Origin of the sequence: Roseomonas sp. AR75, assembly GCF_005222815.1 — a bacterium.
Taxonomy (GTDB): Bacteria; Pseudomonadota; Alphaproteobacteria; order Acetobacterales; family Acetobacteraceae; genus Falsiroseomonas.
On sequence record NZ_STGB01000004.1, the window covers coordinates 129017 to 141087 of the forward strand.

16 protein-coding genes are annotated in these 12071 nt (G+C 71.7%); 10 read left to right on the top strand and 6 right to left on the bottom strand.

All coding sequences use genetic code 11. The features are described from left to right. Window positions 1–37 precede the first annotated feature (37 nt). The gene (locus E4T13_RS14540) at window positions 38–1366 is read right to left on the bottom strand and encodes an aspartate aminotransferase family protein (protein ID WP_137179034.1); all 1329 of its coding nucleotides are present in this window, start codon (window positions 1364–1366) and stop codon (window positions 38–40) included. Window positions 1367–1451: 85 nt separating this feature from the next. On the opposite strand from E4T13_RS14540, the gene tsaB reads away from it, so the two are divergent. After that, a complete protein-coding gene (gene tsaB / locus E4T13_RS14545; protein WP_170985004.1) occupies window positions 1452–2135 on the top strand; it encodes a tRNA (adenosine(37)-N6)-threonylcarbamoyltransferase complex dimerization subunit type 1 TsaB in 684 nt (227 codons plus the stop codon). Next, window positions 2132–2563, top strand: coding sequence for a GNAT family N-acetyltransferase (locus E4T13_RS14550; RefSeq protein ID WP_137179036.1), 432 nt, complete (start codon window positions 2132–2134; stop codon window positions 2561–2563). The genes tsaB and E4T13_RS14550 overlap by 4 nt, the downstream gene beginning before the upstream one ends. Here E4T13_RS14550 and E4T13_RS14555 read toward each other — a convergent pair. Beyond that, entirely contained in the window at window positions 2547–2807 is a 261-nt protein-coding gene (locus E4T13_RS14555) for a sulfurtransferase TusA family protein (RefSeq protein WP_137179968.1), read from the bottom strand. The genes E4T13_RS14550 and E4T13_RS14555 overlap by 17 nt on opposite strands. Window positions 2808–2966: 159 nt before the next feature. Between E4T13_RS14555 and E4T13_RS14560 the strand changes: the two genes are divergently transcribed. From E4T13_RS14560 to E4T13_RS14570, 3 genes are all read left to right on the top strand, one after another. Next, entirely contained in the window at window positions 2967–3416 is a 450-nt protein-coding gene (locus tag E4T13_RS14560; RefSeq protein ID WP_137179037.1) for a MucR family transcriptional regulator, read from the top strand. A 148-nt stretch (window positions 3417–3564) separates the two neighbouring features. Next, window positions 3565–4053 carry a Fur family transcriptional regulator gene (locus tag E4T13_RS14565; RefSeq protein ID WP_137179038.1) on the top strand — a complete coding sequence of 163 codons (489 nt, stop codon included), beginning with the start codon at window positions 3565–3567 and terminating at the stop codon, window positions 4051–4053. A 19-nt stretch (window positions 4054–4072) separates the two neighbouring features. After that, window positions 4073–4939: a GNAT family N-acetyltransferase gene (locus E4T13_RS14570; protein WP_137179039.1), complete on the top strand. Its 867-nt coding sequence runs from the start codon at window positions 4073–4075 to the stop codon at window positions 4937–4939. Between the two features lie 10 nt (window positions 4940–4949). Here E4T13_RS14570 and E4T13_RS14575 read toward each other — a convergent pair whose 3' ends face one another. Beyond that, the gene (locus tag E4T13_RS14575; RefSeq protein WP_137179040.1) at window positions 4950–5711 is read right to left on the bottom strand and encodes an SH3 domain-containing protein; all 762 of its coding nucleotides are present in this window, start codon (window positions 5709–5711) and stop codon (window positions 4950–4952) included. A gap of 177 nt (window positions 5712–5888) precedes the next feature. On the opposite strand from E4T13_RS14575, the gene E4T13_RS14580 reads away from it, so the two are divergent. Together E4T13_RS14580 and E4T13_RS14585 are read left to right on the top strand one after the other, a co-directional pair. Then, complete coding sequence (locus tag E4T13_RS14580; protein WP_240791142.1) at window positions 5889–6866, top strand: formylglycine-generating enzyme family protein; 978 nt, start codon at window positions 5889–5891, stop codon at window positions 6864–6866. Between the two features lie 158 nt (window positions 6867–7024). Further along, the gene (locus E4T13_RS14585; RefSeq protein ID WP_137179041.1) at window positions 7025–7303 is read left to right on the top strand and encodes a PEP-CTERM sorting domain-containing protein; all 279 of its coding nucleotides are present in this window, start codon (window positions 7025–7027) and stop codon (window positions 7301–7303) included. Window positions 7304–7351: 48 nt separating this feature from the next. On the opposite strand, the gene E4T13_RS14590 is transcribed toward E4T13_RS14585, so the two are convergent. Continuing rightward, the gene (locus E4T13_RS14590; RefSeq protein WP_137179042.1) at window positions 7352–7912 is read right to left on the bottom strand and encodes a histidine phosphatase family protein; all 561 of its coding nucleotides are present in this window, start codon (window positions 7910–7912) and stop codon (window positions 7352–7354) included. Continuing rightward, entirely contained in the window at window positions 7909–8067 is a 159-nt protein-coding gene (locus tag E4T13_RS29915; RefSeq protein ID WP_170985005.1) for a hypothetical protein, read from the bottom strand. The genes E4T13_RS14590 and E4T13_RS29915 overlap by 4 nt, the downstream gene beginning before the upstream one ends. Here E4T13_RS29915 and E4T13_RS14595 point away from each other — a divergent pair. From E4T13_RS14595 to E4T13_RS14605, 3 genes are all read left to right on the top strand, one after another. After that, window positions 8066–8752 (top strand): Tim44/TimA family putative adaptor protein, encoded by a 687-nt coding sequence (locus E4T13_RS14595; RefSeq protein ID WP_137179043.1) that lies wholly within the window; start codon window positions 8066–8068, stop codon window positions 8750–8752. The genes E4T13_RS29915 and E4T13_RS14595 overlap by 2 nt on opposite strands. A gap of 53 nt (window positions 8753–8805) precedes the next feature. After that, window positions 8806–9981, top strand: coding sequence for a murein transglycosylase A (locus E4T13_RS14600; RefSeq protein WP_240791143.1), 1176 nt, complete (start codon window positions 8806–8808; stop codon window positions 9979–9981). A gap of 274 nt (window positions 9982–10255) precedes the next feature. Next, complete coding sequence (locus E4T13_RS14605) at window positions 10256–10849, top strand: PEP-CTERM sorting domain-containing protein (protein ID WP_170985006.1); 594 nt, start codon at window positions 10256–10258, stop codon at window positions 10847–10849. A gap of 41 nt (window positions 10850–10890) precedes the next feature. Here E4T13_RS14605 and hemE read toward each other — a convergent pair whose 3' ends face one another. Continuing rightward, on the bottom strand, window positions 10891–11973 hold the full coding sequence (gene hemE / locus E4T13_RS14610; protein ID WP_137179045.1) for a uroporphyrinogen decarboxylase: 1083 nt from the start codon (window positions 11971–11973) through the stop codon (window positions 10891–10893). Window positions 11974–12071: the final 98 nt, after the last annotated feature.

The following is a 12071-nucleotide window of genomic DNA, read 5'->3' on the forward strand; positions in this document are numbered from 1 at the left end:
CTGGCGGGGTTCCAAGGGGCAGCGCCCCTTGGGAAGGTCAGGCCGGCACGGCGCGGATCGCGTCTGCCAGCGTCCCGAAGATCCTGTCCACCTGCGGCTTCTCCACGATCAGCGGCGGCGAGAGGGCGACGATGTCGCCGGTCACGCGCGTCAGCACGCCGTGGTCGAAGCACCAGCGGAACACCTCCATCGCGCGCTGCGTCGGTGCGCCGGCGCGCGGTTCCAGCTCGATCCCCGCGACCAGACCGATGTTGCGCACGTCGATCACGCCCGGCACGTCGCGCATCGCATGCGCCGCGCCCTCGAAATAGGGCTCCATCGCCAGCGCGCGGCCGGGCAGGTCTTCCGCCCGGTGCAGCTCCAGCGTCGCGATCGCCGCGGCGGAGGCCAGGGGGTGGCCGGAATAGGTGTAGCCGTGGAACAGCTCGATCCCCGCGGGCGAGCCGTTGACGATGGTGTCGTGCACCTCGTCGGTCGTCGCCACCGCGCCCATCGGCACCGCCGCGTTGGTCAGCCCCTTCGCCATGGTCATGATGTCCGGCGTGACGCCGAGGCGTTCCGCGCCGAAGGGCGTGCCGAGCCGGCCGAAGCCGGTGATCACCTCGTCGAAGATCAGCAGGATGCCGTGCCTGGTGCAGATGTTCCGCAGGCGCTGCAGATAGTCCTTCGGCGGCACCAGCACGCCGGTGCTGCCCGCCACCGGCTCCACGATGACGGCGGCGATGGTGTCGCCATGCAGCGCCACCAGGCTTTCCAGCGTATCGGCCAGATGCGCGCCATGCTCGGGCAGTCCGCGGGCGAAGCGGTTCTGCGCCGGCAGATGCGTGTGCGGCAGGTGGTCCACATAGGGAAGCTGCGCGCCGAACTGCTTGCGGTTCGCGCCGATGCCGCCCACGGACATGCCGCCGAAGCCGACGCCGTGATAGCCGCGCTCCCGCCCGATCAGCCGCACGCGCTGCGACTGCCCGCGCGCCTTCTGCCAGGCCAGCGCGATCTTCAGCGCGGTGTCCGCGGCCTCGCTGCCGGAATTGACGAAGAAGACATGGTCGATGCCGTCCGGCGTCATCTCCGCCACGCGCGCAGCGGCTTCGAACGCCACGGGATGGCCGAGCTGGAAGGTCGGCGCGAAATCCATCACGGCGGCCTGCTTCTGGATTGCCTCGGTGATCTCCTTGCGGCCATGGCCGGCATTGCAGCACCACAGGCCCGCCGTGCCGTCCAGGATCTCCTGCCCGTCGGCGGTCCAGTAGTGCATGCCCTCGGCGCGCGCGAGCAGGCGCGGATGCGACTTGAAATAGCGGTTGTCGCTGTAGGGCATCCAGAAGGCGTCGAGATTGTTCGGACGCGACGGCGAGATCTCGTTCATGCGCGGCTCCGGCGGGCGGGACGGCTCGCAGGGAACACCCGCACGCCGCGCGGGGCAAGCGGGCAGCGCGCTCGGCGCCCGCCGCATGGACGCGCCCGCCGGGTACGCCTATCCCCGCGCCATGCGACTTCTCGCCCTCGACGGTTCGCTTGCCCGCGCCTCCGCCGCGTTGTGGGTGGATGGCGCGGTCGTCGCGCGCCGGGCGGTGCCGGGTGACCGGGTGCAGCCTACCGTCCTGCCGGTCATGGCGCAGGAACTGCTGGCCGAGGCGGGACGGCGGCTGGATGCGGTCGCGGTGGTGGTCGGCCCCGGCAGCTTCACGGGCCTGCGCAGCGCGACCGCGCTGGCCGAGGGCATCGCGCTCGGCCTCGGCGTGACGGTGATCGGCGTCACCACCGGGGAGGCGCTGGCTGCCGCCCTGCCACCGGCGCTGTGCGAGGGCCGCGAGGTCTGGGCGGCGGTGGACACGAAGCGCGGCCGCGTCGCGCTGGAGCGGATCGTCGCCGGCATCGCCGCCGCGCCGCCCACCGTCTTCGCCGAAGCCGACCTGCCACGCCCGGATGGCCCCGTGACCGTCGTCGGCGATGCCGCGCCCGTCGTGGCTGCCCGCCTGCTGGCGCGCGGCTGCGACGCGGTGCTGAGCGACAGCCGCCTGCCCGACGCCGGCGCCGCTGCCTTGGTCGCCGCGCTCCGATTCGAGCGACAGACGCCGATGCGCGGCGCGGCGCCGATCTATGCCGAGCCGCCGGCGGTGCGCCGGCCCGGATGATCGCCGCGACGACGGCGGAGGCGCCCGCGCTCGCCGCGCTGCATGCCGAGGCCTTCCCGCCGGCCGAGCGCTGGGGCGCCGACGCGATCCGGCTGATGCTGGAGATGCCAGGCGCCTTCGGCCTGGTGCTGCCGGGGACGGGGTTCGTGCTGGCCCGTGTCGCGGCCGACGAGGCGGAGATCCTGACGCTTGCCGTCGTGCCGGCGGCGCGGCGCGCGGGCCATGGCGGCGCGCTGCTGGTTGCGGCGATGGCGCAGGCCGCCGCGCGTGGCGCCGCCACGATGTTCCTGGAGGTCTCCGCCGGGAATGACGCGGCGCGCGCGCTCTATGCCGCGGCGGGCTTCGCCGAGGCCGGGCGGCGCCGGCGCTACTATGCCGATGGCAGCGACGCGCTGGTACTGCGACGCGGCCTCATCCGCCCTTCCTGATCCACAGCAGCACCGCGCCGCCATCCGGTTCCGGCGCCTGGCGCAGCACCGCATGGCCCTGTTCCGTCGCGGTGCGCGGCACGTTGCGCAGTGGTTCCTCGCCCTTCAGGCGCACCCGCAGCACCTGGCCCGGCTGCATACGATCCAGCGCCAGGCGGGTGCGGACGAAGGTCATCGGGCAAGTCTCTGCCGTAATGTCGAGCAACGCATCGTGAGTCTGTTCTTGGGACTCGCAGATTTCCATGCGATCAACCTCTCGGGGGCACCGTAATGGATATTGCGAAACGGTGGTCTTCACCAGTATATGGGGTCCCGTGCACGCGGCGCATCACGGGAAGCGACCAGGTGCGATGCGGTCTCCGGCACTTCCGGGCGACCCGGCTGGACGACAGGAAGACGACTCATGTCAGAGACCACGGCAAACCAGGACCTCCTCGGCCTGACGGCGGAAATCGTCTCGGCCCATGTCTCGAACAACCCGGTTTCGATCTCGGATCTGCCAAGCCTGATCCAGGAGGTCTACCGGACCTTGTCCACCATGGGACAGCCCGCCGCTCCGCCGGCGGAAAAGCCGCAGCCCGCGGTGCCGATCAAGAAATCCATCACGCCCGAATACCTGATCTGCCTGGAGGACGGGCGGAAGCTGAAGATGCTGAAGCGGCATCTCAAGACCGCCTTCAACATGACCCCGGATCAATACAGGGAGAAGTGGGGCCTCGGCCCCGACTACCCCATGGTGGCGCCGAACTATACCAAGCACCGCTCCTCGCTGGCCAAGAAGATCGGCCTCGGCACCAAGCCGCGCGGCCGTCCGCCCGGCCGCGGCCGCGGCGCGGCCCAGCGCGACGCCTGAGCACCCCGCCGCCGCGCCGGCGGTTGCCGGCGCGGCCTGACGGTCCCGACGCCCCGTCTCCAGGGATTTGGCGGTGAGGCCCGGGCGGGGCTATGCAGAGGTGTCGCCGGGCGCCAAGGCCCGCCCGCCGGAGAACGCCGCGCCCAGCATGCAGACATCCGCCGCCCCAACGCCACCCAACGGCAATCGCCCCGATCCTTCGCGGATCGAGCAGCTCTGCGTCGAGCGCGGGCTGAAGATGACCGGCCAGCGCCGGTTGATCGCGCGCGTGCTGAGCGAGGCCGAGGATCACCCGGACGTCGAGGAACTCTACCGCCGCGCCAGCGCGCTCGACGCGCGCATCTCCGTCGCCACGGTCTACCGCACCGTCCGCCTGCTGGAGGAGAAGGGCATCGTCGAGCGCCGCGACTTCGGCGGCGGGCGCGCGCGGTTCGACCCGACCGACCGCGGCCATCACCACCATCTGATCGACGTGGACAGCGGCAAGGTCATCGAGTTCGAGGACGCCGATTTCGAGCGCGTCGCCCGCGCCATCGCCGAGCGCCTCGGCTTCACCCTGATCGGCCAACGGCTCGAGCTGTTCGGCCGCCGTCCGGAGGAAGCGCCGCCCGCCCGCCCCGGCCGCAAGCGCCGGTGAGCAGGCGAGGATTGCAGCGATGAGCGTGGACGGACCCCTGCCGGACGATCCCGCGCCGATCAGCCCGCCCGCGGCAGAGCCGCCCACCGGCCCCTTCGAGGAGTTGCGCGCGGGCAACCTCGGATTGCGGCTCGCCGAAAGCCCGGCCGAGGTGGACGCCGCGCAGGCGCTGCGCTTCCGCGTCTTCTACGAGGAGATGGGCGCGCGGGCCGATGCCGCCGCCGCGGCCGCGAGGCGCGATGCCGACGAATACGACGCGGTCGCCGACCACCTGCTGGTGCTGGACCACGACCTCGGCAATGGGGCGGAGGCGGTGGTGGGCACCTATCGCATGATCCGCCGCGAGGGCGCGCGGAAGCTCGGGCGCTTCTACTCGGAAAGCGAATACGACGTCTCGGCGCTGGCGGGCTTCCCGGGCGAGGTGCTGGAACTCGGCCGGTCCTGCGTCGCGGCGCCCTATCGCACGCGCGGCACGCTGCAGCTGCTGTGGCGCGGCATCGCGGTGTTCGTCTTCCGCCACCGCATCGACCTGATGTTCGGCTGCGCCTCCCTGCCCGGCACCGACCTGGATGCGCTGGCGCCGCAGCTTTCCTACCTGCATGCGAACCACCTGGCGCCGCCGGCGCTGCGCGCCCGCGCGCTGCCGGACCGCTATGTGGCGATGGACCGCATGCCGATCGGCCAGGTGGACACGAAGGCCGCGCTGGTGGCGCTGCCGCCGCTGGTGAAGGGCTATCTCCGCCTGGGCGGCTTCGTCGGCGACGGCGCCGTCATCGACGACCAGTTCAACACCACCGATGTCTGCGTCGTGGTGAAGACCGACCTGATCACCGACAAATACATCCGCCACTACGAGCGCACGGCCGGCGGCGCGAAGGAGGAGTAGGCGCGCGCGGTCAGCGGTCCAGCAGGGAGCCGTGCACCCAGCCCCAGGGCTCGCCCTCGCCCACCTGGTACCAGCCGCCCGGCGCTTCCGCGAAGATGTCGAGCGTGGCGCCGCGGGGGGCGACGCGCAGCACCTCGCCGCCGCCGGAGGGGCTGGACCGCACATTGGCCGGGCTGCGCACGCTGACGGTGCCGATCGCCGTGCCGCCCGCCGGTGCCGGGGAGGGCAGGCGCTGCGGCCCGGGTTCCAGGATGCCGCTGCCGGCCGGGGCCTGCGTCGCCGGGGCGGGCGCAGGGGCGGGCGTCGCGCTGAAGACGACGGACGGGTCCACCGAGGGCGCCGGGGGCAGCGGCCGGACCGCGGTGCGCGCATGCGCCGGACCGCCGCCATCGAAGCAGCGGTCCACCATCTCGTAATAGACCCGCGTCGCCTCCGGCGAGCTCGCGGCGAGGTGGAACTCCACCTCTCCCGCGGCGTCGCCCTGGAAGGCGACGACGGCGACGAAGGGCAGGAAGGGCTCGTTGCGCTGGCCGCCGGGATTGACCTGGCCGCAGATCGCGATGGTGTCGGGCATCGCCTGGCGATAGGCCTGCATCGCCCGCAGCGTCAGCGGCCCTTCGCGACGCAGCCGCGCGCGCAGCCGCTCCTCGGCGGCGCGCTGCGCGGTGGCGGCGCGGCCTTCCGGGACGGTGGCGGGCGCATCGGCACGCGGCGCGGGGTCGTCGCAGCCCGCCAGCAGCGCCAGCACGCAGATCGCCCTCCAAGCGCGCAATCCGACCCCTCCTTTTTCCGTCGCAACGAGCAGTGTAACAGACGACTCGACATCGCGCCCCGCCACTGCGATCGCGGCAACGCGCGACGCATCACATGGTGGCGATCCACCGCGGGGCTGCCCTGCCGCGCCGCTTTGGGGCATGCTCGCCAGGACGTCGGCTGGGGAGCGGCAGGCATGCAGGACGAAATGCTGGCAGCCACGACTGCGGCCGGACCGGACCCGGCGCCGGAGGGCATGGCCTGGATCCCCGGCGGGACCTTCCGCATGGGATCGAACGAGCACTATCCCGAGGAAGCCCCGGTGCACCGCGCCGCGGTGGACGGCTTCTGGATCGACACGACCCCGGTCACCAACCGCCAATTCGCCGCCTTCGTCGCCGCCACCGGCCATGTCACCTTCGCGGAGACGGTGCCGAACGCAAGCGACTACCCGGGCGCGCTGCCGCACATGCTGTTCGCCGGCAGCCTGGTGTTCCGGAAGACCAAGGGCCCGGTGGACCTGACCCAGTGGGGCCTGTGGTGGGAGCTCTGCCGCGGCGCCTGGTGGCGGGAGCCCTATGGGCCCGGATCCTCGATCGCCGGGCTCGAGGACCACCCGGTCGTGCATGTCGCCTATGGCGACGCGCTGGCCTATGCGCGCTGGGCCGGCAAGGACCTGCCGACCGAGGCGGAGTGGGAGTTCGCCGCGCGCGGCGGGCTGGACGGCGCGGCCTTTGCCTGGGGCACGATGATGCGGCCCAAGGGGCGCATCATGGCGAACACCTGGCAGGGCGCCTTCCCCTACAGGAACACCAGGGAGGATGGCTGGGAGGCGACCAGCCCGGTCGGCAGCTTCCCGGCCAATGGCTACGGCCTGTTCGACATGATCGGGAATGTCTGGGAGTGGACGCAGGACTACTGGGCGCCGAAACATGAGGCGGACTCGCCGAAGACCTGCTGCATCCCCCGCAACCCGCGTCGCGGCGACGCGGAGGGCAGCTTCGACCCCGCCCAGCCGGAGATCCGCATCCCCCGTCGCGTGCTGAAGGGCGGCAGCTTCCTCTGCGCGCCCAACCATTGCCGGCGCTACCGCCCGGCGGCGCGCCATGCGGAGGCGGTGGACACTTCCACCTGCCATGTCGGCTTCCGCTGCGTGCGGCGGCCGGGCGGCTGACCGGGCGGGCACGGATCCCCGAGTCGGAATTCTTGACAGGTCTCTGCGAGACCCGGAAATGACACACGCTTTTTCAAGGACTTGCCGCGTGGCACGCTGATTGCAACCCGACCTGGCGAAGCGCGGTTCCGTCGAATCCGCGCCACGAGGATCGAGTGATGTCGCAGATCAGGATCGCCACCTTCGCCGCCGCCCTGGGCATGCTCGCCACCGTCGGCACCCCCGCCGTCGCGGCCTTGATCACCGAGACGCCGGAGCAGGTGCTCGCCGCGGCCGTGCCGGCCGCCGAGGAAGACCGCATCGTGCTGGTCAGCACCTCCGCCGAGGTCGGCCAGATGACGACCACCAGCGCCGCCGCCGTTCCGGCCCCGGCCGCGCTCGCGCTGTTCGGCGTCGGCCTGCTCGGCCTGGCCGCGGCCCGCCGCCTGCGCCGCTGATCCTTCCCGGACCTTGCCCCCCGCGGCCGATCCGCGGGGGATGCAGGGTCAATGATGCTTCCAGACGATGCTCTCGGGCGGCGGCGCCGTCGGGTCGCAGGCGAGCCACTCGCCATTCGACACGCTGCGTCCCGTCATCGAGAGGATGAAGCCCCAGTGGCTGACCACCACCGTGTGGGCCCAGTCATCCAGCACCGCCATCTCGCCGCGGAAGCGCCGGGCACGGGCCTCCACCTGGTCGGCCGGTTCCTCCTGCAGGGGCCACCACACCTCCTCGATGTGGTCGAGCGCGACATCGGGCCAATGGCCGCGCAGCGCCGTGGCCGGGCTGCCGATGTCGCAGGTGAAGGCGTAGCGTTCCCGCACGATCGGATTGACCGTCACCGGCAGCTTGAGCCGGCGCGCCAGCGGCGCGGCGGTCTGCAGCGCGCGGGTGTAGGGCGAGACGATGATGCGCCGGATCTCCTGCGCGCCGGCCAGTGCCTCGGCCGCCGCCTCCGCCTGTGCATGGCCGAGATCGGTCAGCTTCGGGTCCTTGATGCCGGGGTCACGGCGCGTTGCGGTGAAGTGCAGGTTGAACTCGCTCTGGCCGTGACGCAGCAGGATCATCGAGAAGCCCCGGTCTTGTGCAGGCAGGTGTTGCGCGACGCGATATAGCCGGCCGGCGCGCCATGCGCGAAGATGGGCCGAGTGACGATGTGAATCTTGCCGTTGCGGCCCGGGCCCATGAGCCCTAAGTGATGGGCAAGTGAGGAGTCATCCATGTCCGGCGGCTTTCCGGTCGACCTGATCCTGTTCGCGATGGTCGCGGCCTTCCTGGTCCTGCGTCTGCGCAGCGTGCTCGGCCGCCGCACCGGCTTCGAGCGCCCGCGGCGCGAGGGGCCGCATCCCTATGATCCGCAGGCCGCGCGCGGCGCGCCGGCGACCGATGCGCTGCCGGAGCTGCCTTCCCCGCAGATCCAGCCGGACGGTACGCGCCGCATCGTGCCCGATCCGCGCAGCCCGGTGGGCCAGGCGCTGATGCGCATCCGCGGCGTGGATCCCGCCTTCGAGCCCGAGGGCTTCCTGCACGGCGCCGAGGGTGCCTTCCGCATGATCGTCGAGGCCTTCGCCCGCGGCGACCGCGACACGCTTCGCATGCTGCTCTCCGACGACACCTATGCCGGGTTCGAGGGCGAGATCTCCCGCCGCGAGGCCGCCGGCGAGAGCCAGCGCAGCGAGGTCCGCGCGATGCAGGAGACCAAGGTGGAGGCCGCCGACCTGCGCGGCACGGTGGCCGATGTCACGGTGCGCTTCGTCTCCGACCAGGTGAACATGACCACCGCGAAGGATGGCAGCGTCGTCGCCGGCGCCGAGGCGGTGACTGAGCTGGTGGATGTCTGGACCTTCCAGCGCGACCTGCGCAGCCAGGACCCGACCTGGAAGCTCGTCGCCACCCAATCCGCCTGAGGCTTTCGCAAGCATCCCCCCGAAAGCCCTCTCCCCCTTCAGGGGGGAGAGGGTTGGGTGAGGGGGGCCGGCCACCGGTCAGCGCCTCCCGCCGAACCCGCTTCAGCGCTCCCGCTGTCGTCCTGTCGGTTTTCCTGACAGCCCTGCTGACCGGTTGCGCGCCGGTCACCTACCCGCATGATGCCGGCTTCGCCGATCTCCCCGGCTGGCCGGAGGACCGCCACGCGGAGGCGATCCCGGCGCTGAAGCGCAGCTGCGACGCCATCGCCCGCCTGCCTAGCGAGCGCAGCCTGGGCGGCGAAGCCATGCTGGCCCGCGACGCCGGCGCGCTGCGCCCGGCCTGCGCGGCGCTCGCGACCCTCGCGCCTGGCGATGCCGCGGCGCGCGCCTTCCTCGAACGGCATTTCCGCCCCGTGGCTCTCGGGGAGGGGCTGCTCACCGGCTATTTCGAGCCGGAGCTGCGCGGCGGCGCGACACGCAGCGCGCGCAACGCCACGCCGCTGCATGCGCGACCGCCGGAGCTGGTGGAGGCCGATCTCGGCACGCATGCCGCCGACCTCCGCGGTCGCCGCGTCGCGGGGGTGGTCCGGGAGGGCAGGCTGGTGCCCTTCCTCGACCGCGCGGCCATCACCGCCGGCGCGCTGGACGGGCGCGGGCTGGAACTGGCCTGGGTGGACGATCCCGCCGATGCCTTCTTCCTGCAGGTGCAGGGCTCGGGCCGCGTGCGGCTGGCGGATGGGCGCGTGCTGCGGCTCGGCTATGCCGGCTGGAACGGGTTTCCGTACGTGGCCATCGGCCGCTTCCTGGTGGAGCAGGGCGTGCTGGCGCGCGAGACCGTCTCGCTGCAGAGCATCCGCGCCTGGATGCGGGAGGCGGGGCCGGACGCGGCGGCGGCGCTGATGGCGCGCAACCCGAGCTACGTCTTCTTCCGCGTGCTGGACCTGCCACCGGACCAGGGACCGGTCGGCACGCTCGGCGTGCCGTTGACGCCAATGCGCTCCGTGGCGGTGGACCGCACGAAGCTGCCGCTCGGCCTGCCGCTGTGGGTCGCCGGGCGCGACCCGCTGGACGGCGCGCCGCTGCGGCGCCTGGCGGTGACGCAGGACACCGGCGGCGCGATCCGCGGGCTGGCGCGGGCGGACCTCTTCACCGGCTGGGGCGAGGAGGCCGCCGAGCGCGCCGGGCGGATGCGCGACCCGGCGGCGATGTGGGTGCTGGTGCCGCGGTGACGCCCGACCCCTGATCTCTCGGCCCGCTGCCGCTGGACCAAGGCGGAGCAACTGTCACCGTCAAGTTCCACCCGAGGCTTTACTCCGCCTGTCGGGAAAACTTACATGATGTGAGTGTCAGCCAGTCAGGACCGCGGAAAATCATATCCAGAGCAAATAGTTAATGTTATGGCATGGTATTTGCTCATCCGTGTAAATGCAGATTCGGCGCGCCGCGTTGCACGACGAACGACTCGGGTCGCGTGGGCGCACCGCAACGAAAGCAGCGCGATCCATGAAAATGCCTATCGGCCCCGGCCTCGTTCTGCTCGCAGCGATGGGGGCATCACCGTCCTCAGCCGCCATCGTGATCGACCAGAACGCACCGACAAACAACGCCTACATATCAACCTTAAGGCTGCCCGGGCGGGCGCAATCCTTCACGCCCGCGGCGAGCAACTCCGCCGGCGCGGGCATCTTCCTCAAGGAAGGGGTCGGGTCGGGCAGCAGCGACATCACGATTTCACTGTGGACCGCTCTGCCCAATGCATCCGGCACGCAACTCGCAGCGGCAACCGTCTCGGTGTCTGGTCCAGGCGTGTGGGCCGATGTCTTCTGGTCCCCCGTGGCGGTGACGGTCGGCGCGACCTACTATCTCGACTTCGCCAGCACCAACGGGGATCTCGGCATTGCTGGCGATGAATTCAACGGATATGCCGGCGGGAACGTGTTCGCCGCTGTAGGATACTTAGCCTTCCCGGACTTCGACTACACCTTCCGCACCTACACGGACGATCAATACGTCGCCGCCGTCCCGGAACCGGCTTCGCTCGCCCTGTTCGGCCTGGGACTGATCGGTCTCGGTGCGCTGCGCCGCCGCGCCGACTGATCCTGCCCCGCCCCGGGCACGGTGCCCGGGGCGTCCGCCTGTCACCCCCCGCTGCGCACCAGCCGAACCAGCGCCGCGACATGCTCCGGCGGCGTCACCTTCTCGATCCCATGGCCGAGGTTGAACACGAAGGGCCGGCCCCGCATCGCCGCCAGGATCTGCCGTGCCTCGGCTTCCAGCGCCGCGCCGCCGGTGACCAGCGACAGCGGGTCGAGGTTGCCCTGCAGCCCGATATGCGCGGGCACCGCCGCGGCCGCCAGGCGCGGGTCCATGGCGGTGTCCATCGCCACCGTGTCCACCCCCGTCCGCTGCACGTATTCGCCGATCAGCGGCCCGGCCAGGCGCGGGAACCCCACCACCGGGATCGAGGGATGCAGGCGCTTCACGTTGCGCACGATGGTCGCCGTCGGTTCGATCACCCAGCGGCGGAACTGGCTCGGCGGCAGCATGCCGGCCCAGCTGTCGAACAGCATCACCGCCTCGGCGCCGGCTTCGATCTGCGCCAGCAGGTAGTCCGTCGTCGCCTCCACCAGGGTGCGGATCAGCCGGCCGAACAGCGCGGGATCGGCATAGGCCATGCCGCGCGCGGTGTGGAAATCGCGGCTGCCATGGCCCTCCACCATGTAGGCCGCGACGGTCCAGGGGCTGCCCGCGAAGCCGATCAGCGCCACCTTCGGCGCGTGCTGGTCGAGCGCGAGGCGGGTCAGCCGCACCGTGTCGAAGATCGGCGCCGCGCGGTCCCGCACGCGGTCGAGTTCCAGCGCTGCGACCGCGGCGGCGTCGCGCAGCGGCTCCAGCACCGGCCCTTCGCCCTCCGCGAAGCGGAGCGGCTGGCCGAGCGCCCAGGGCACCATCAGGATGTCGGAGAACAGGATCGCGCCATCCATCCCGAAGCGGCGGATCGGCTGCACCGTGACCTCGGCCGCCAGCTCCGGCGTGGTGCAGAGCGCGATGAAGCCGCCCGCCTTCTCCCGCACCTCCCGGTATTCGGGCAGGTAGCGCCCGGCCTGGCGCATCAGCCACATCGGCGGCGGCCACAGCGCCTCACCGGAGAGCGCCCGCAGCAGCGGCTTGCGCGCTTCTCCGGCGCCCTGCGCCCCCTTGTTGTCACTCTCTGCCGACAAGCCTGCCTCCCGAGGAACCGACGCCCATCATCCTAAAAGACTCTGAATCCTTGAAGTGGGGGTTGCTGTTGATGCCTGTGGTCATCGGGGATAGGTGC